The organism is Streptococcus halitosis, assembly GCF_027691175.1.
In the GTDB taxonomy this organism is placed as follows: domain Bacteria; phylum Bacillota; class Bacilli; order Lactobacillales; family Streptococcaceae; genus Streptococcus; species Streptococcus halitosis_A.
In genome coordinates this window covers 16,088-32,823 of record NZ_JAQFBD010000002.1, presented here as the reverse complement: position 1 = coordinate 32,823, position 16,736 = coordinate 16,088, and the positions used below count along the sequence as shown (strand labels likewise).

The window sequence follows — 16,736 nt, the reverse complement described above, 5'->3', positions numbered from 1 at the left end:
ATGGAAACCTGAGGCAAGGACCTCAGGTTTTTCTTATTCATAGGTTACGACTGTTACGACACCCTTGTCGTACTCAGCGATAAAGATATTGGCCACATTGTCATATCCTTGTTTGCTGAGGTTATCAAGCAGCCATTCTTCGCTCCGACCAATGGACTCCAAAATTTCTACTTGGACGACGCCATCTGTGACAACAGGATACTTGGGATTTTCATCTCCCATTTGGACTACGATGAGTTGGCCATTTTGCTCCTGCACAGCGCGTTTGACTTGTTTCATTTGGAAAATTCCCTGGCTACGAAGCTTAAGAGCTACATCCGCTGCTGATAAACCAACCGAACGGCAGGCTTCTGGATCAATCTTCCCATTTTTGATGAGCAGGGTTGGCTTCCCATCAATCAAACGTTTCACAAAGTAAACATTATTGTTGAGCCATTTGAGAGTCAAGACCAGAATGGTCCACATAATCAGGATAACTGCATACTGAAGGATACTGATGGCGCTATTGTAAATCACCCCGCCGATAATCCCCCCAAGTACATAGTTCTGAATTTGGTCTATTGCTGAGTTAGGCGCTAGGTTGCCCTTTCCTGTCACATTAATCACGAAAACCAGAGAAAAGAGTCCCAAGGCTAGTTTGATTAAAATTTCGATATAATTGAGTGTCATTTGTTCACCTCCACCAGTTCAATTGCATCTGTTTTATACAATTCGACTTTCTCTAAGAGATACTTGTCTGGCTCACTTCCGTTTAGGGCACGATAATAGCGATCTCCCACCTTGAGGAGTGCTCCATCCGTGTCTGCAGAAGTATTGACATAAACTTCCGACTTGTCAACTCCCAAATCTTTGGAAACAAGCTCGATGAAATGAAGTGAAGCTTGAAATTTATTGTTAGAAACTTGATTGTTTTGATAAGTCGTGATGCTGACCAAAAGGAGAGCTAATAAGGTTAAGGCTGAAATCATGACCAACTCACGAAATTTGGTCCCCTTTTTATCATGATAAGCCTTGAAGGCCAAAAATCCTGTCACAGCTAATAAAACAATCCCTAAACCAATCATGATGCCATTTTGCTGACCGATTTGGCTGAGGACATAGTCATAAGAATAGAATTTCATGTATTTTCACTCCCTTTCATAAAATCATTCTTAATTATAAACGAAAGAGGGTGATTTTTCAAACCATACGTTGGGGAAATGCGCCTTTTTTTGGTATAATATAGTCTGTAATCTGAATGAAAAAGGTAACTTTATGAAACTCATATCATGGAATATCGATTCCCTCAATGCGGCCCTAACGAGCGACTCAGCTCGTGCAAAATTGTCCCAAGAAGTCCTACAAACCTTGGTAGCCGAAAATGCTGATATTATCGCTATCCAGGAAACCAAGCTTTCAGCAAAAGGGCCTACAAAAAAACACTTGGAAATTTTAGAAGAACTCTTCCCAGGTTATGAAAACACTTGGCGTTCTTCCCAAGAACCTGCTCGTAAAGGCTATGCTGGAACCATGTTCCTTTATAAGAAAGAACTCACACCAACGATTAGCTTCCCAGAAATCGGTGCTCCGTCTACCATGGACTTGGAAGGTCGCATTATTACGCTGGAATTTGACGACTTCTTCGTCACCCAGGTCTATACACCTAATGCTGGCGATGGACTCAAACGCTTGGGTGACCGTCAAGTCTGGGATGTCAAATATGCTGAGTATCTAGCTGAGTTAGACAAAGAAAAACCAGTCCTTGCGACGGGTGACTACAACGTAGCCCACAAGGAAATCGACCTTGCAAATCCTGCCAGCAACCGCCGTTCACCAGGATTTACAGACGAAGAACGTGCTGGCTTTACCAACCTCTTGGCAACTGGATTTACCGACACCTTCCGTCATCTTCACGGCGATGTGCCTGAATGTTACACCTGGTGGGCGCAACGCAGTAAGACTTCTAAAATCAACAATACAGGCTGGAGAATCGACTACTGGCTCACTAGCAACCGCGTGGCTGACAAGGTGACCAAGTCTGACATGATTGACTCGGGTGCGCGTCAAGACCATACGCCGATTGTATTGGAAATTGAACTCTAAGGAGAAAGCTAATGGACTATCAAGCTGTCATTCCTGAATTTGTAGTATCTGACCTCGAAAAGTCACGCCACTTCTACTGCGACTTGCTGGGATTTTCTGTCGAATACGAGCGTCCAGAGGAGAAATTTCTCTTCCTCTCACTTGAAGACTGCCAACTTATGCTAGAAGAAGGCAGTACAGAAGAATTAGCCCAACTAACCTATCCTTTCGGGCGCGGTGTCAATATTTCCTTTGGCATTGAAGATGTCCCTCAGCTCCACCAAAAACTGCTGGAAGCTGACTATCCTATCCATCGTCCGCTGACCAAGAGAACATTTCGTGTTGGGGATCATTATATCTATCCTCACGAATTTGCAGTCTTGGATCCCGATGGCTATTTTTTAAGATTTAGCGAATAAAAGAACAAAAGGCTACAATACTATATAGCGTTGCAGCCTTTTATTCGTTCGCTTTTATGATCTATTTACTAACAAAAAATTTGATTTATAAAGCTAATTGGTGTAAAATAAAAACATTGGCAGTAGCCTATTTAAAATTGAATATCATTTTACTTGTTTATGTCGTGAATTGGCACGACGTTTCTACAAGGTGCCGGAACACCTAACAATGAGTATGTCAGCTGAAGGTATGGTGTTGGCCATACCTATTTTGGGGACTTACTTAGGGGATTAAGTAGGTTCTTTTTTAGTATTTTGCTAAAGCTAGCCTTCAAGGTAAAATTTAATATTTTTAATATTTCCCTTAATTAGTGCGGACGGGAGGTGAAATTACCCTGTGAGTAATTTCAGGAATCCAGGGAATTTCATCCCTAATTTTTGAGCCCCTAGCTCTTTCATTTCTAGGCTTAGGCTAAAATAGTTCCCCGAACTATTTTACTCTCAAAAATCCCGTCATAGACAATAACAAGATTATTGTCTATGATACCACTACGGCGGGAAATATTTGATAAAACTCGCTTCGCTCGTACTAGTTTTATCAAATATATAGTACTAGCAAACTGGTTCACTATAGAAACAGTTAACCAACAAGTAAACTGGCTTTTAGACTTTAGGAGGTCTTATGAAATTATTAGAAGAGCGCATCCTCGAGGATGGGCATATCTTGGGTGACAACATCCTCAAGGTAGATTCCTTTTTAACCCACCAAGTTGACTTTAGCTTGATGCGAGAGATTGGTAAGGTATTTGCGGACAAATTCGCTTCTGCTGGCATTACCAAGGTCGTAACCATTGAAGCTTCAGGCATTGCCCCAGCCATTTTTACTGCCGAAGCCTTAGATGTCCCCATGATTTTCGCCAAGAAAGCTAAAAACATCACCATGAACGAAGGTATCTTAACTGCCCAAGTCTACTCCTTTACCAAGCAGGTGACCAGCACCGTTTCCATCGCTGGAAAATTCCTTTCACCAGAGGACAAGGTCTTGATTATTGACGATTTCCTTGCTAATGGCCAAGCTGCCAAAGGCTTGATCCAAATCATCGAACAAGCTGGAGCAAAAGTCGAAGCTATCGGAATTGTTATCGAAAAATCCTTCCAAGATGGTCGTGATTTGCTTGAAAAAGCAGGCTATCCAGTCCTATCACTGGCCCGTTTGGATCGTTTTGAAAATGGTCAGGTCGTATTTAAGGAGGCAGATCTCTAATGCAAAAACAAGAAAAACATTCACAAGCAGCCGTTCTTGGCTTGCAGCACTTACTAGCCATGTATTCAGGTTCTATCCTGGTTCCCATCATGATTGCGACAGCTCTTGGCTATTCAGCTGAGCAGTTGACCTACCTAATCTCCACAGATATCTTCATGTGTGGGGTGGCCACCTTCCTTCAACTCCAACTCAACAAATACTTTGGTATTGGACTACCAGTCGTTCTCGGAGTTGCCTTCCAATCCGTCGCTCCTTTAATTATGATTGGACAAAGTCACGGTAGCGGAGCTATGTTTGGTGCCCTTATCGTTTCAGGGATTTATGTGGTTCTGATTTCAGGCATTTTCTCAAAAGTTGCCAATCTCTTCCCATCTATCGTAACAGGCTCTGTCATTACCACGATTGGATTGACCCTGATTCCTGTCGCTATTGGAAATATGGGAAATAACGTCCCAGAGCCAACTGGTCAAAGTCTTTTGCTTGCAGCCATCACTGTTCTAATTATCCTCTTGATCAACATCTTTACCAAAGGATTTATCAAGTCTATCTCCATTTTGATTGGTCTGGTTGTTGGAACTGCCATTGCTGCTACCATGGGCTTGGTTGACTTCTCACCTGTTGCGGCAGCACCGCTTGTCCATGTCCCAACTCCCCTCTACTTTGGTATCCCAACCTTTGAAATCTCTTCTATTGTCATGATGTGTATCATCGCAACGGTGTCTATGGTTGAGTCGACTGGTGTTTACCTAGCCTTGTCTGATATCACGAAAGACCCAATCGACAGCACGCGCCTGCGCAACGGTTATCGTGCAGAAGGTTTAGCCGTACTTCTCGGAGGAATCTTTAACACCTTCCCTTACACAGGATTTTCACAAAACGTTGGGTTGGTTAAATTGTCAGGTATCAAGACTCGTCTGCCAATCTATTATGCAGCTGGTTTCCTAGTCCTCCTTGGACTCCTACCTAAGTTTGGCGCCCTTGCCCAAATCATTCCGAGCCCTGTTCTTGGAGGGGCCATGCTGGTGATGTTTGGCTTTGTTTCCCTTCAAGGGATGCAAATCCTCGCCCGCGTTGATTTTGCTAACAATGAACATAACTTCCTTATCGCAGCTGTCTCCATCGCTGCAGGTGTCGGACTCAATAACAGTAATCTCTTTGTCAGCATGCCGACAGCCTTCCAAATGTTCTTCTCAAACGGAATCGTCGTAGCCAGCCTACTTGCCATTGTACTCAATGCCGTATTAAATCGGAAAAAGAAATAAGAAAAAGAGGCTCACACCTCTTTTTTGTTTCTCTATATCCTTACCTGTCTTTTTTCAGACCGCTGGCCTGTGACAAACATGGTAAAGGTTGCTTTGCAGACATTTCTGCCTTCTTGATTGGTGATATCGACATCTACCACACAGGTTGTGCGTCCATGATGGACACATTCTCCTTTAATGGTCAGTACATCATCTAGTTTTCCTGCCTTGAGGTAGTTGATAGAGGACTGAAGCGTCACTCCATCTAGCCCCAGCGAGATAACCACCAAACCACTAATCTGATCACAAAGTGTAAAGAGATAACCTCCATGGGCATTGCCATAGTAGTTGAGCGACGAGTCCACTATTTTCGTCGTCACCACAACGTGACCATCTCTCATTTGTTCAATTTCGTAATTTTCAAAGGCAGATATAGCGTCAAAATGAAAATCTTTCATCGTTTCCTCCTGATATTTCAAACGACCCTATGATACTACTTTTTATAGGACTATGCAAGGAGAAAGCTCCTAGTCTGGCAAAATTCCGACCTGTTCTACAAAGCGCATAAAGGCTGCCTGTCCTTGTTTCGTCTGCTTGTAAACCCCCGCGTCCTCCAGAACACGTGCAAAGATGTCACCCACAGAGTCCTTGACGATTTCAAGGGCTTTTTCTTTATCTGCTAGGTCCAGATGTTGGGCTTTGAGCTGGTCTGCCCATTCCTGATGATAGTCGGCAACTGTAACCCCTTCTCCCACGAGGTAGCTGGCAACTTGCTCCACTTCTGCCTTCAAACGAGGTGGAAGAATAGCCAAGCCCATGACCTCAATCAAGCCGATATTTTCCTTCTTGATATGTTGGACATCCTTGTGGGGATGATAGATGCCATCAGGATGCTCTGGCGATGTCTGATTGTCCCGCAAGACCAAGTCCAACTCAAACTGTCCATCGCGTTTACGGGCAATGGGTGTAATGGTATGGTGTGGTGTCCCGTCTGTCTCTGCCAAAATCTGTACTTCAGGGTCTGAATATTGGCGCCATTCCTGCAAAATCTTATCCGCCAAGTTGATCAAATCCTCTTTGGAATCCGAAGTCAAACGTAGCACTGACATAGGCCACTTGACAATCCCAGCCTTGACCTGCTCAAATCCAGTAAATCGGAAAGTCTTTTGCAAGGGAGCCAATTCCATAGGAAATACGTGACGGCCTCCTTGATAGTGATCATGAGTGAGAATGGAACCTCCCACAATCGGCAGGTCCGCATTAGAGCCTGCAAAATAGCCTGGAAACTGCTCTACGATAGCCAGAAGGCGCTCAAAGCTATGACGACTAATCGCCATGGGACGATGCTTCCCATCTAAGAAAATACAGTGCTCATTAAAATAAGCATAGGGCGAATACTGGAAACCCCACTCCTGACCCGCCATTTCAAAACGGATAATCCGGTGATTACTACGAGCTGGATGGTTAACCCGACCATGGTAGCCTTCGTTCTCTAGACAAAGTTGACACTGGGGATAATTGCTAGCTTGCACCAACTTGGCCGCAGCTATTTCTTTTGGATCCTTTTCAGGCTTAGAGAGGTTGATGGTAATCTCAAGTTCTCCGTAGTCAGATGGAACACGATAAGCAATATTCTTAGCAATGGCCTTGAGTTTGATGTAGTCATTTTTCTGGCTAAGTTGGTAGAAGTCCGCAATTGCCTGTTCGGGAGATTGGGCATAGGTTGCCCAGAAGTCACGATTGACCTGACTTGGACAAGGTGTTACCAAGTCCATTAGTTCAGCACCGAGGATTTCACGCGCAGCCTGGCTATCCTCAATCGTCTCTAATCGAACCGCTTCCTCAACCAACTGGTCTTTGAGGTCAATCACTTTATCCAGATCCGTCTCAATTTCCAAAACACTTTCTCCCACTCGTGCCAAGACACGATTGGTCAGGTAGATTCTATCCATTTCCTCAAATGAACTTTCAGCAATAACGTGTGTTACAAATTTATCTACTAAGGTCACGATAGAGCCTCCTTTTGACTAGTCAAGGACGCGAGTGCCACCTGCAACTTCAGCAATATAGAAGCTTGGAGCGTATCCAACTACTTCCTCGTAGTGTTTGCCTACAGCTTCTTTAAATGCCTCAACAGTATCTTTTTGCACCAAGGCAATGGCACAGCCACCAAAACCTGCTCCTGTCATACGAGCACCGAGAACACCTTCTTGATCCCAAGCTGTGTGGACAAGGGTATCCAATTCCAAGCCAGTTACTTCATAATCATGCTCAAGAGAAACGTGTGACGCATTCATCAAGCGACCAAATGTTTCCAAATCACCTGCTTGAAGGGCAGCTTGAGCTTTAAGGGTACGTTGGTTTTCAAGCACAGCATGACGAGCACGTTTCAAACGATTTTCGTCTTTGATCAGATAGCTGTATTGGTCAAAGGCCCACTCGTCCAATTCACCCAAGGTCTGAATATCCAAGGCGACTTGCAATTCTTCCACTGCTTTTTCACACTCAGCACGGCGCTCATTATATTTAGAATCCGCCAATTCACGGCGTTTATTGGTATTCATAATAACAACGACATTGTCCTTCAAATCAAGTGGCACCAAGTCGTACTCCAAGGTGTTGGTATCTAGATAAATAGCGCGTTGGTCAGCTCCCATACCGATAGCAAACTGGTCCATGATACCAGAGTTGACTCCGATAAAGTTGTTTTCTGTTTGTTTTCCGATTTTAACCAAATCCAAACGGTCTAGTTTTAAATCAAAGAGATGCTCTGCCACGACCCCTGTCAAGAGTTCCAAGGATGCTGATGAAGACAAGCCAGCACCATTTGGGATATTCCCATAAACATAAAAATCAAAACCTTTGTCAATGACGTGCCCAGCTTCTTGCAAGAAATGGAGAACCCCTTTTGGATAGTTGGTCCAGTTGTGCTCTTTTTCAAACTTGAGGTCAGCAAGAGGCACTTCGATGATACCTTTGTCCTCAAAGTTGGCTGAATAGAAACGCAAGACTTGGTCGTCACGCTTGCGAGCCGCCCCATAAGTTCCCAAGGAAATAGCTGCTGGGAAAACATGTCCACCATTGTAGTCCGTGTGTTCACCAATCAAATTGATACGGCCTGGTGAAAAGAAGGTTTGGTCTGCTTCTTGACCAAAAACGGCAAGAAAGTCTTTGCGAAGGGCTTCAGCAGTAAGATGTTGTGTCATATGAATTCTCCTTTGACTGTCCGTTAAGTCACCTTAACGTGTAATCGTTTTCTTCTATTGTATCCAAGGATTTTACCAAGGTCAATCCTTTTTACTAAAGTTTTACTAAAAAATCGGTAAAAAGAATAAAAATATGATATACTAACCTAAAAGAAGGAGGATTTATGGCTACCTTAAAAGACATTGCACAGCTAGCCTCTGTCTCTATCGCGACCGTATCCCGTGTCCTCAATCGCGACCAGAGTCTATCTGTCACAGAAGAAACCAGACACCGTATTTTAACCGTCGCTGAAGAGCTGGGCTATACCAAGCACCTCAAGACAGGCGAATCCCACAAACCCAAGCAAAAGATTGCCATTATCCAATGGGTCAGCGAACAAGGGGAGCTTGATGATCTTTACTATTATCAGATTCGTCTCGGTATTGAAAAAAGGGCCCAAGAGTTGGACTATGATATCTTGCGCTATTTTAATGACCATCCTTTTACACTGAGCGAGGAAGTAATCGGGATACTCTGTATTGGAAAGTTCAGTCGATCACAGATTTCTGCCTTTGAAGAATACCAAAAGCCCCTGGTCTTTATAGACAGTGATACACTTTCATTGAGACATACCTGTATTATCACTGACTTTTACACTGCTGTAAAACAAGTTGTAGACTATTTCCTCAGTCAGGGACTGGATCGGATTGGCATTCTAACAGGTCTTGAGGAAACAACCGACCAGGAAGAAATCATCCAGGATAAGCGACTTGAAAATTTCAAAGACTATACCCAAGCAAAGGGAATCTACAATGAAGAACTGGTCTTTCAGGGAAGCTTTACCGCCCAGTCTGGCTATGACTTGATGAAAGAGGCCATTCACAAGCTAGGAGAACAACTCCCACCAGCATTTTTCGCAGCCAGCGATAGTTTAGCCATCGGTGCCCTTCGTGCCCTTCAAGAAGCTGGAATCAGCCTACCAGACCGCGTCAGCCTCATTTCTTTTAATGACACTAGCCTGACCAAGCAGGTCTATCCTCCCCTATCTAGCATCACAGTCTATACCGAGGAAATGGGCCGAGCAGGTATGGAAATTCTTAACAAGGAAGTTCTCCACGGTCGCAAAATCCCTAGCCTGACCATGCTGGGAACTAGACTGACTTTGAGGGAAAGTACAAGGAATGAATAGGATAACAAAACGACCTCTAGCGAGGTCGTTTTTCTAATGATAATGCCCATGCTTCTGCTCTAATTCTCTCACCCTCCGCTTATGTTGCGCATGATTGCTTTGACTGCTATCCACTTCAATAGTGATATTCTGCACGCCTCTTTCTTCTAAAAATTGACGCACCACTTCTTTGGTCTCCATCATCTGTTCCCAATCCCAGATACAAATGTGGACAAGGGCATTGTTCTCCAGACCGTCCATGGACCAAATGCTAAGTTGATTGACACTTTTGACATTTGGTAGAGCCTCTAAATCCTTCTCCAAATCACTTGTCTCAACCCCTTCTGGCACAGCATCTAGGAAAATTTTCAGCGTGCTCCAAAAGCGAGGAATGGCTTTCGATAGAATAAAGATAGAAATAACTAGAGACAAAAGCGGATCGAGGATATACCAATCTGTATACCGAAGGATAATCGCCATTAGAATGACAGCCAACCAACCAAGGGTGTCTTCCAAAAAATGCAAGCTAAGAATTGACTCGTTCTTTGTCTTTCCTTTACGGACTACTAGACTAGCTAGCACATTAATGGCCAGTGCAATGATTCCCAGCCAGAGGATCCCTTCCTCATTAACGGGTTGTGGGTGAACGATCTTTGTGACATTTTCCAAAATCACTAGGACAGACCCTATCATAAGAATCACAGCAGTTAGCATAGCCCCTAAAAGGCTGAAACGCTTGTAACCCAAGGTGTACTGCCCATCTTCTTCTCGGTTTGAGATTGTTTCTAAAAGGGCTGATATGCCAATGGCTATAGCATCTCCTAAGTCATGAACAGAATCAGCAAGAACAGCACTCGAACCAAAGATTCCTCCTGCGATAAACTCAACAATAGCATAGCTTAAATTTAAGAAAAAAGCTAACCAGATTGATGTTTTAGAACTCATTTCTCTCCCTCCTTTGGTATAATGGGTATATACATACTTCTTTCATTTGTATTATCTAATAAAATCCAAAGAAAGGATAGAAGCAAACTGTCAGCCATGTTCAGTTCTGAACAGTTTGTCACAAGTGTCTATATGCTAAAAAGAGACCGTCGAGTCAACAAGACTAAAAAAGCCATCTATCAAGCTTTTTTACAACTTTTGAACGACAAAGGCTATGATGCCACTACTGTCCAGGATATCATTGACCTCGCAGATGTTGGACGTTCTACTTTTTACTGTCATTACGAGAGTAAGGAACTGCTTTTAGATGAACTCTGTCGCTACCTCTTTCATCATCTCTTTGAAAGGGAAGGACACTTTACTACCGAGGACTACCTCGCTCATATCTTTTTACATTTTCAAAAAAATCAGGACCACGTCACCAGTCTCCTTTTTTCCAAAAACGACTACTTCCTCCGCCAACTACACAAGGAGCTCGAACACCATGTTTACCCCATGGTGGCGGATGACTTGCAAGAAGCCTATCCGAACATACCGGCTTCCTACCTCCAGCATTTTGTTGTGACGAACTTTATCGAAACTCTAACTTGGTGGCTAAAAAAAGGAAAATCATATACCGAAGACCAAGTGGTGAGATTTTACCTTGATGTAATAGAGATGACCTCTACAACTCCACTTGATAACTAAGCCTGAAACTCAGAAAGGAACAAACTATGTTAACTTCGATGATTCTAGGAATACTAACAATTGTACTAGCTCTCGCCTTCTCATTGCTTCACCTTGCTGCTGCTTTTTCAGCCATGAAACAAAAGAACTACAGTCTGGGAAACATGTGCATCTTGGTCGGCAGTTGCCTCACATCTCTGGCTCTAGCCATCTTTTACTTCGTTCCAGTTGCAACCATTCTACTATGGATTGTGGGTTCGAGTATCGTCTGCTATGGTGCCTACTGGAACGGGCAACAGCAAGAAAGTCAACATATATCGCACCACATCATTCGTATAACGAGCGCTATCGTTATTACCGTGTTACTCATTTTGCTCTAACACAAAAAAGGATCTTCTGATCCTTTTTTACTTTTTAAGCGCTTTTTGCTGCCTTGCTCCACTGGTACCAACCAACTAGACTGTTAATGAGATAAATCAGGTATTTCCCTTGGATTTGCAGGCTTTCTCCCCACCAGAGATAGATTGAAAAGACATTAGTAGCCGCCCAGAATATCCACTGTTCACGGTAAACAGCTGTCATGAGGATTTGCCCTACACCATTGGTCGCATCAGTGATAGAATCACGATAGGGACGATTAGCTCCGATAGACTGATAAATAAACCCAAAGGCCAACCACCAAAGAACACTAATAGAAAGATACTTTGTCCAACCCTTGCCGTCTAGTTTACGTGCGACAAACTCTTGTTGTTCTTTCTTAAACTGGGCTTGATAAATCCAAACCAAGAGACCAATTGGCTGCATAATTGTAAAATAGAGAGTTGTTAAAACCTCACCATAGAAGCCTTTTTGAAGGGCAAGCACCAGATAAATGATGGAATTAATTAAACCAAATAGGTAGTTACTAGCACGACCTTCAGCTTCTCAAAGAGCAGAAAAAAGGTTAGTAAGGCTTGAGAGATGAATCATTTTAAAGGCAAACAATTCCAACAAGACGTCATCATTGTCGCTGTTGGTTATTACCTACGTTACAATCTGAGCTATCGTGAAGTTCAGGAATTGCTTTATGACAGTGGAATAAATGTTTGCCACACTACGATTTATCGGTGGGTTCAAGAATACAGTAAAATCCTCTATCATCTCTGGAAAAAGAAAAATAAACAGTCCTTCTATTCGTGGAAAATGGATGAAACCTATATCAAAATTAAGGGGCGTTGGCATTATCTCTATCGAGCGATTGATGCGGACGGTTTAACATTGGATATCTGGTTACGAAAGAAACGTCGAGCAGACGATAACAGCTATAAGTTAGAAGATACCGCCTATCAAGAAGATAAAGCACGCAAAGCAGAAACCGAAGATAAGCTAGCTATTGAAGCAATGAAAAGCAAGTACACCACGCTATTGCTAGAAAATATGTTGCTAAGTCCGTTTGAAATGCAAGATACAAAAATCATGGCAAGATTGCAAGTCCATGTTTACCCCCTCTATGACGAACTGAAAGAATTAAGAGGGCTAAATAGTGTTAAAGACCACTTGTCTTATGTTGCCAGCAGACGTGAAGAATATTCTAAGCATAATATCGCACGCTACCTCAAAAAGCCATTGAACAATATCTACCAACGGTTAAAAGGCAGGACTTAAACCATGAGTGAAGACTTAAAAACGATCAAAGAGCTGGCGGATGAGTTGAGTGTTACAAAACAAAATATTCAATATCACTACCAAAGGTTACCAAAAGAATTACAGCTTAAAAGTTCCAATGGGTCTAATCTAATAAATTCTAAAGCAGAAAAAATAATTTTAGGTAAAGTAGAAAGTAGTAGCAAATCAAATACCAAAGACCAACAAATAAGTAGCAAAGACCAACAAATAGAAAAACTAACTAATTTGTTAGACCAGTAACAACGATTAGCCTTGCAAGATAAAAAGTTGCTAGAAGAATACAAGGCGGAAAATGATAACTTAAAAGCCCTCAAAATGCCCTCACAGGAAACAGAATTCAAACACTTAGACAATCAATATAAAGATGAAGTGAACGCTCTTAAAGAGAAGTTGGAAAATTTGCAGGAACAAATCAAAGATCAAAAAAGGATAGAAGAACAAGAAAAACCAATAAAATGGTGGGGACTATGGCGAAAATAGATGATTCAGTTAAAAAGAAAGTTCCAGAATTGCGATTTAAAGGATTCACGGATGAATGGGAACAGCGTAAGTTGGGAGACGAAGTTCGAATAGTGATGGGACAGTCTCCTAATTCAGAAAATTATACTGATGATCCTAATGGGCGCTAAAAATGCGAAGACCTATGAAGACCTATTTTGTATTAGTCAAACAAAAAATCCAAAAGAAATGGTATATGATTATGACCATGAAACAAAGTAAAATCAAACCGAGTGATCTGAGGAAGCACCCGATGATCATGAAACGTTATTAAACACAAAAGTCACCCATGTGAGTTCTTGCCAGAAGCTGAAGTTAATCCTTCAACCTGGAAAACCCGCAGAGGTGACTTTTTCTATACATCTCGATTTTTCTGGCAATAATCATTAACCGATAAATATGTCTGTGAATCACCCAGCGACTCCGCTATGTCCATAATCCGCGGTGGTAGTAATCCCACTCGCTGGACAAGTTCGTGATTGCTGAACAATTCCCGTGGACTGCCGGCGAAGCCAAACTTCCCGTGTTCCATAACATACACCGACTCAAACTCGGCGGCGACCCAATCCATGTCATGGGTGATGGTCACAACTTGGTGGCCCGAATCAGCCAACTGATGGAAAATTGCGGTCAACTTGCGCCGGCTTTCCCAATCAAGCGACATCATCGGCTCATCAAATAAATAAATCGCCGGATCCACTGCCAAAACTGTGGCAACGCTCAACAGCTTGCGTTCCGACAATGACAGGTCATATGGACTTTCAGCTGTTTTATCATCCAAGCCAACTCTTTTTAGAGCCGCTAAAGCCCGCCTCGTAATCGTGTCGTGGTCATTCATGACCTGCGCGACATTCCACTCCACCTCTCGTTGAACGGTCGGGTTGAAAAGCTGATCGTCAGGATTCTGAAAAGTAATCCCAACCTTCAGTAACTTTTCGACTGGTTTAAGATCATTAAAATTTTCTCCATCGATCTTAATCACACCGGTTTGTGGTGTCAGCAAACCCGTCAACAATTTGAAGAGCGTTGATTTGCCGGCACCATTTTGGCCGACAATCGCCACCATCGGATCGGCGAAGTGTTTGTCTTCAACATCCAAGCTAAAGGACCGTTCCGGATAAGTGAACGTCAGGTGGCTCAGTTCAATTGTGGACATAACGAACCTCCTTCAGATCAGCGTAATTCACCGGATACCGGCCATCAGCCAAGTGCCAATCCATTTTTTGAGCAAGTTGCTGGATTGTCGGGGCTGGAATCTGCCAGTCAGCTGCCAAATGATTAAACACCTCACCCGGCCTGCCCTGGGCTACCATTTGACCCTCGTGCAGCACCCACACAACGTCGGCGACTTCGCACAAATCGTCAATTTCACTGGTGACAATGAAGACAGTCGTCTCTTTGACTTGGGCCAGCCATTGGAAAAATTGCCGGCGGCCAAGGGGATCCATCTCACTGGTCGGATCATCCATAATCAAAACAGCCGGATTAGCCACAATCGCCGTGGCAATTGCCAACCGCTGGATCTGACCACCGGAAAGGCTCTCGGGACGCAAATTCAGCTGTTCAATCAACCCCATTTGCGTGGCAACTTCTTCAACCCGTTTTTGAATCAGTCCTTCAGCCATTCCCTGATTAATCAAGTCAAAGGCGATTTCATCGGCAACCGTGTCTGCCAACCCGCTTAGTTGGCCAGCTGGATTTTGCAGTACAACTCCATTCATGGCATTATAAACGGGCCAATTGTCAGACACTCGCTGGCCAAACATGTGCCAATCGCCCTCAATCTCAGCAGACATAATTTTGGGAATGACCCCTGCCAGCACACGGCACAAAGTCGATTTGCCGGAGTGGCTATTCCCGATAATCCCAACCACCTGGCCGGTATGAACCTCCGCGTTAATCTGACGCAGTTGTGGTTGCTCAGTACCCGGATAACGGGTGGTCAAATTTTCAATTACAATCCGTTTATCTTCGTCCATATCTTCCACCCAATCAATAAAATTGCCAATCCAGTCAGACCAATGTGCAGCGTCCGCGACAGGCGATACACGCGCTGGGAGGTTCTGACAGTCCGGTTGAGATTATCAAAACCTCTCAGTTGGAGAGAAATCGACCGCGTCATCGATTGATCCAAGGTCTTAATCACCAATGGAATTAGAACCGGCAGGACTGACTTTAATTTCTGAATCAACGTTTTTTGCGGATTGGTTCCGCGAACTTTTTGTGCCTGCTGGATTTTCCGCATATTGCGCATCATTTCCGGCAAAATATAACACACCGACATCAGAACGTAGACGGTTTTATAAGACAATCCGGACAGTTCCAAATAGGCCGCGTTTTCTGAAATACTCGTGGTCACCATAAAAAAGCCACTGGTCAAAATAATCACCAATACTCGACAACCCAGAGTGGTGGCGTAAATCAGGCCTTCTTTGTAGAACGACACCCCAAGCACAGAAAACAGCACAGTTTGATTCCGACTGTAAAATAACCCTTGGATGATCAGCATGGTGCAAATCAGAAACAGGCTGAATCCCAGCGCCTTAAAGGTGGTAGAACTCAATTTGGAAAATAACAATAGCAGTGTTGCGACAAGAATTAATCCGGCCTGAAGCAATAAATTCATACTGGCAAAGCTCAACAACGTCATGTCCAAGATGAACAAGAGCTTAGTAATCGGATCGATCACCTGGTACCACTTGAGCTTGACCCGTGGCGCTCCAGAAATCAATGTTTTATCAGTCATCATTTATCATCGCTAAAGAAGTGCACCATCCGCTTCGGCAGCTGACGATAGATGAAGAATGCCAGGTAGGCCACGCAGACTTTATCCAAAATATCCAAGACAAACTCATCGGTAAATGAGGCCAGCCACACTGGTGCATGATTGGCGACCATTACCGCAAACAATGAGTCACCCCAAGCGATACCGGTCTGACCACCCCAAAAGATGACGTTGAGTGGCGTTGAAATGACAGCTGAAACGATGGCAATAATAATAGCAGAAACAAATACTCGTCGCGCTGACGAGAACCACCCATTGGCGTGCAAAACTCCGACAGCAATCCCAATTCCGATGCTGGTAATCGCATACACGGTTGAAATTGGCGATAAGGTCAGCCCATAGATCACGTTGTTGATGAAACCACTAATGGCACCGGCAACCGGCCCAGCCAACATGCTGGTAAGAAAGGTTCCCAAAGACCCCAGCCAAACGGGCAACTTTAACCCCTCCGCCAAGGCTTTGGCAACATAGTTAATCCCCACGGCAGCGGGAATCAAAGTCATGGTGGCAGCACTTAACTTAAATTTCCACATACTGGTACGATGAATCGGTTCTGTTTTCATAATCTTCTCCTTTTGTTTTTAAAGAGCCGTGTCTGGATAGACTTTCGGACGCAACGCTCTATTATATATCTACTGAACTGTCTATACACAAGATTTCCATCCTTAGTCGACATGAGCTGGAAATCTTTATTTGTTAAGTAGTTCACAACACATTATACACCTATTTTGTGAATAGTCAAGTGTATTTACAGTAAAATTTTAGAAAATCCTAAAAATTTCCTCTTATTTTCCATTTTGAAAGACATTCAGTAACTCTAATATCAAAAAAGCCCAGACGACATTGTCTGAGCATTCTT

The 16,736-nt window shown here is 43.4% G+C and carries 21 protein-coding genes, 1 pseudogene and 1 riboswitch; of the genes and pseudogenes, 11 read left to right on the top strand and 11 right to left on the bottom strand.

Going from position 1 to position 16,736, the window contains the following annotated elements; genetic code table 11:
* Positions 1 to 33 precede the first annotated feature (33 nt).
* Complete coding sequence (locus PG086_RS06770; RefSeq protein ID WP_033584298.1) at positions 34 to 669, bottom strand: DUF421 domain-containing protein; 636 nt, start codon at positions 667 to 669, stop codon at positions 34 to 36.
* The gene (locus PG086_RS06765) at positions 666 to 1,121 is read right to left on the bottom strand and encodes a DUF3290 family protein (protein WP_049479039.1); all 456 of its coding nucleotides are present in this window, start codon (positions 1,119 to 1,121) and stop codon (positions 666 to 668) included. The genes PG086_RS06770 and PG086_RS06765 overlap by 4 nt, the downstream gene beginning before the upstream one ends.
* Before the next feature lie 133 nt (positions 1,122 to 1,254).
* Between PG086_RS06765 and PG086_RS06760 the strand changes: the two genes are divergently transcribed.
* The 4 genes from PG086_RS06760 to PG086_RS06745 all read left to right on the top strand — a co-directional run bounded on the left by PG086_RS06760 (position 1,255) and on the right by PG086_RS06745 (position 4,985).
* On the top strand, positions 1,255 to 2,082 hold the full coding sequence (locus PG086_RS06760) for an exodeoxyribonuclease III (protein WP_270748284.1): 828 nt from the start codon (positions 1,255 to 1,257) through the stop codon (positions 2,080 to 2,082).
* A gap of 11 nt (positions 2,083 to 2,093) precedes the next feature.
* A complete protein-coding gene (locus tag PG086_RS06755; protein ID WP_061452820.1) occupies positions 2,094 to 2,480 on the top strand; it encodes a bleomycin resistance protein in 387 nt (128 codons plus the stop codon).
* 133 nt (positions 2,481 to 2,613) lie between these two features.
* A riboswitch (purine riboswitch) is annotated at positions 2,614 to 2,709 on the top strand.
* A gap of 432 nt (positions 2,710 to 3,141) precedes the next feature.
* On the top strand, positions 3,142 to 3,723 hold the full coding sequence (locus tag PG086_RS06750; protein WP_000770380.1) for a xanthine phosphoribosyltransferase: 582 nt from the start codon (positions 3,142 to 3,144) through the stop codon (positions 3,721 to 3,723).
* Positions 3,723 to 4,985, top strand: coding sequence for a nucleobase:cation symporter-2 family protein (locus PG086_RS06745; RefSeq protein WP_167265208.1), 1,263 nt, complete (start codon positions 3,723 to 3,725; stop codon positions 4,983 to 4,985). Before PG086_RS06750 ends, PG086_RS06745 begins: the two co-directional genes overlap by 1 nt.
* Positions 4,986 to 5,017: 32 nt before the next feature.
* Here PG086_RS06745 and PG086_RS06740 read toward each other — a convergent pair whose 3' ends face one another.
* The 3 genes from PG086_RS06740 to PG086_RS06730 form a co-directional block, all read right to left on the bottom strand.
* Positions 5,018 to 5,422 (bottom strand): PaaI family thioesterase, encoded by a 405-nt coding sequence (locus PG086_RS06740; protein ID WP_049538104.1) that lies wholly within the window; start codon positions 5,420 to 5,422, stop codon positions 5,018 to 5,020.
* A gap of 69 nt (positions 5,423 to 5,491) precedes the next feature.
* On the bottom strand, positions 5,492 to 6,973 hold the full coding sequence (locus tag PG086_RS06735) for a UDP-glucose--hexose-1-phosphate uridylyltransferase (RefSeq protein ID WP_270748278.1): 1,482 nt from the start codon (positions 6,971 to 6,973) through the stop codon (positions 5,492 to 5,494).
* Between the two features lie 18 nt (positions 6,974 to 6,991).
* Positions 6,992 to 8,170 carry a galactokinase gene (locus PG086_RS06730; protein WP_167265203.1) on the bottom strand — a complete coding sequence of 393 codons (1,179 nt, stop codon included), beginning with the start codon at positions 8,168 to 8,170 and terminating at the stop codon, positions 6,992 to 6,994.
* A 164-nt stretch (positions 8,171 to 8,334) separates the two neighbouring features.
* Between PG086_RS06730 and galR the strand changes: the two genes are divergently transcribed.
* A complete protein-coding gene (galR, locus tag PG086_RS06725) occupies positions 8,335 to 9,339 on the top strand; it encodes a DNA-binding transcriptional regulator GalR (RefSeq protein ID WP_167265201.1) in 1,005 nt (334 codons plus the stop codon).
* A gap of 33 nt (positions 9,340 to 9,372) precedes the next feature.
* Here galR and PG086_RS06720 read toward each other — a convergent pair whose 3' ends face one another.
* Complete coding sequence (locus PG086_RS06720; RefSeq protein ID WP_270748276.1) at positions 9,373 to 10,263, bottom strand: cation diffusion facilitator family transporter; 891 nt, start codon at positions 10,261 to 10,263, stop codon at positions 9,373 to 9,375.
* A 132-nt stretch (positions 10,264 to 10,395) separates the two neighbouring features.
* On the opposite strand from PG086_RS06720, the gene PG086_RS06715 reads away from it, so the two are divergent.
* On the top strand, positions 10,396 to 10,950 hold the full coding sequence (locus PG086_RS06715) for a TetR/AcrR family transcriptional regulator (RefSeq protein ID WP_270748450.1): 555 nt from the start codon (positions 10,396 to 10,398) through the stop codon (positions 10,948 to 10,950).
* Between the two features lie 26 nt (positions 10,951 to 10,976).
* Positions 10,977 to 11,309, top strand: a complete 333-nt coding sequence (locus PG086_RS06710; RefSeq protein ID WP_167265197.1) for a glucuronide permease — start codon at positions 10,977 to 10,979, stop codon at positions 11,307 to 11,309.
* Between the two features lie 34 nt (positions 11,310 to 11,343).
* Here PG086_RS06710 and pnuC read toward each other — a convergent pair.
* Positions 11,344 to 11,850 (bottom strand): annotated as a pseudogene (gene pnuC, locus PG086_RS06705) (nicotinamide riboside transporter PnuC); the annotation flags it as partial.
* A 39-nt stretch (positions 11,851 to 11,889) separates the two neighbouring features.
* Between pnuC and PG086_RS09735 the strand changes: the two are divergent.
* Genes PG086_RS09735 through PG086_RS06680 form a run of 4 tightly spaced genes read left to right on the top strand, consistent with a single transcriptional unit; the run spans position 11,890 to position 13,223 of the window.
* Entirely contained in the window at positions 11,890 to 12,573 is a 684-nt protein-coding gene (locus tag PG086_RS09735) for an IS6 family transposase (RefSeq protein ID WP_420235660.1), read from the top strand.
* Positions 12,574 to 12,576: 3 nt separating this feature from the next.
* Positions 12,577 to 12,834, top strand: a complete 258-nt coding sequence (locus tag PG086_RS06690; protein WP_001287840.1) for a plasmid replication protein — start codon at positions 12,577 to 12,579, stop codon at positions 12,832 to 12,834.
* 12 nt (positions 12,835 to 12,846) lie between these two features.
* Positions 12,847 to 13,074, top strand: coding sequence for a hypothetical protein (locus PG086_RS06685; protein ID WP_001152920.1), 228 nt, complete (start codon positions 12,847 to 12,849; stop codon positions 13,072 to 13,074).
* Positions 13,062 to 13,223, top strand: coding sequence for a hypothetical protein (locus tag PG086_RS06680; RefSeq protein WP_001062367.1), 162 nt, complete (start codon positions 13,062 to 13,064; stop codon positions 13,221 to 13,223). The genes PG086_RS06685 and PG086_RS06680 overlap by 13 nt, the downstream gene beginning before the upstream one ends.
* Positions 13,224 to 13,447: 224 nt before the next feature.
* On the opposite strand, the gene PG086_RS06675 is transcribed toward PG086_RS06680, so the two are convergent.
* Genes PG086_RS06675 through PG086_RS06660 form a run of 4 tightly spaced genes read right to left on the bottom strand, consistent with a single transcriptional unit; the run spans position 13,448 to position 16,440 of the window.
* On the bottom strand, positions 13,448 to 14,248 hold the full coding sequence (locus PG086_RS06675; RefSeq protein ID WP_220107124.1) for an energy-coupling factor ABC transporter ATP-binding protein: 801 nt from the start codon (positions 14,246 to 14,248) through the stop codon (positions 13,448 to 13,450).
* Positions 14,235 to 15,071, bottom strand: coding sequence for an ABC transporter ATP-binding protein (locus PG086_RS06670; RefSeq protein WP_007521050.1), 837 nt, complete (start codon positions 15,069 to 15,071; stop codon positions 14,235 to 14,237). Before PG086_RS06670 ends, PG086_RS06675 begins: the two co-directional genes overlap by 14 nt.
* On the bottom strand, positions 15,047 to 15,838 hold the full coding sequence (locus PG086_RS06665) for an energy-coupling factor transporter transmembrane component T (protein ID WP_000130448.1): 792 nt from the start codon (positions 15,836 to 15,838) through the stop codon (positions 15,047 to 15,049). The genes PG086_RS06670 and PG086_RS06665 overlap by 25 nt, the downstream gene beginning before the upstream one ends.
* Positions 15,838 to 16,440 carry a hypothetical protein gene (locus tag PG086_RS06660; protein WP_000846130.1) on the bottom strand — a complete coding sequence of 201 codons (603 nt, stop codon included), beginning with the start codon at positions 16,438 to 16,440 and terminating at the stop codon, positions 15,838 to 15,840. Before PG086_RS06660 ends, PG086_RS06665 begins: the two co-directional genes overlap by 1 nt.
* Positions 16,441 to 16,736: the final 296 nt, after the last annotated feature.

Coding starts and splice junctions, on each gene's coding strand:
- galR (WP_167265201.1), top strand. CDS start 8,335: ATGGCTACCTTAAAAGACATTGCACAGCTAGCCTCTGTCTCTATCGCG.
- PG086_RS06690 (WP_001287840.1), top strand. CDS start 12,577: ATGAGTGAAGACTTAAAAACGATCAAAGAGCTGGCGGATGAGTTGAGT.
- PG086_RS06720 (WP_270748276.1), bottom strand. CDS start 10,263: ATGAGTTCTAAAACATCAATCTGGTTAGCTTTTTTCTTAAATTTAAGC.
- PG086_RS06755 (WP_061452820.1), top strand. CDS start 2,094: ATGGACTATCAAGCTGTCATTCCTGAATTTGTAGTATCTGACCTCGAA.
- PG086_RS06680 (WP_001062367.1), top strand. CDS start 13,062: ATGGCGAAAATAGATGATTCAGTTAAAAAGAAAGTTCCAGAATTGCGA.
- PG086_RS06715 (WP_270748450.1), top strand. CDS start 10,396: ATGCTAAAAAGAGACCGTCGAGTCAACAAGACTAAAAAAGCCATCTAT.
- PG086_RS06765 (WP_049479039.1), bottom strand. CDS start 1,121: ATGAAATTCTATTCTTATGACTATGTCCTCAGCCAAATCGGTCAGCAA.
- PG086_RS06770 (WP_033584298.1), bottom strand. CDS start 669: ATGACACTCAATTATATCGAAATTTTAATCAAACTAGCCTTGGGACTC.
- PG086_RS09735 (WP_420235660.1), top strand. CDS start 11,890: ATGAATCATTTTAAAGGCAAACAATTCCAACAAGACGTCATCATTGTC.
- PG086_RS06760 (WP_270748284.1), top strand. CDS start 1,255: ATGAAACTCATATCATGGAATATCGATTCCCTCAATGCGGCCCTAACG.
- PG086_RS06675 (WP_220107124.1), bottom strand. CDS start 14,248: ATGTCCACAATTGAACTGAGCCACCTGACGTTCACTTATCCGGAACGG.
- PG086_RS06670 (WP_007521050.1), bottom strand. CDS start 15,071: ATGGACGAAGATAAACGGATTGTAATTGAAAATTTGACCACCCGTTAT.
- PG086_RS06740 (WP_049538104.1), bottom strand. CDS start 5,422: ATGAAAGATTTTCATTTTGACGCTATATCTGCCTTTGAAAATTACGAA.
- PG086_RS06665 (WP_000130448.1), bottom strand. CDS start 15,838: ATGACTGATAAAACATTGATTTCTGGAGCGCCACGGGTCAAGCTCAAG.
- PG086_RS06745 (WP_167265208.1), top strand. CDS start 3,723: ATGCAAAAACAAGAAAAACATTCACAAGCAGCCGTTCTTGGCTTGCAG.
- PG086_RS06710 (WP_167265197.1), top strand. CDS start 10,977: ATGTTAACTTCGATGATTCTAGGAATACTAACAATTGTACTAGCTCTC.
- PG086_RS06730 (WP_167265203.1), bottom strand. CDS start 8,170: ATGACACAACATCTTACTGCTGAAGCCCTTCGCAAAGACTTTCTTGCC.
- PG086_RS06750 (WP_000770380.1), top strand. CDS start 3,142: ATGAAATTATTAGAAGAGCGCATCCTCGAGGATGGGCATATCTTGGGT.
- PG086_RS06660 (WP_000846130.1), bottom strand. CDS start 16,440: ATGAAAACAGAACCGATTCATCGTACCAGTATGTGGAAATTTAAGTTA.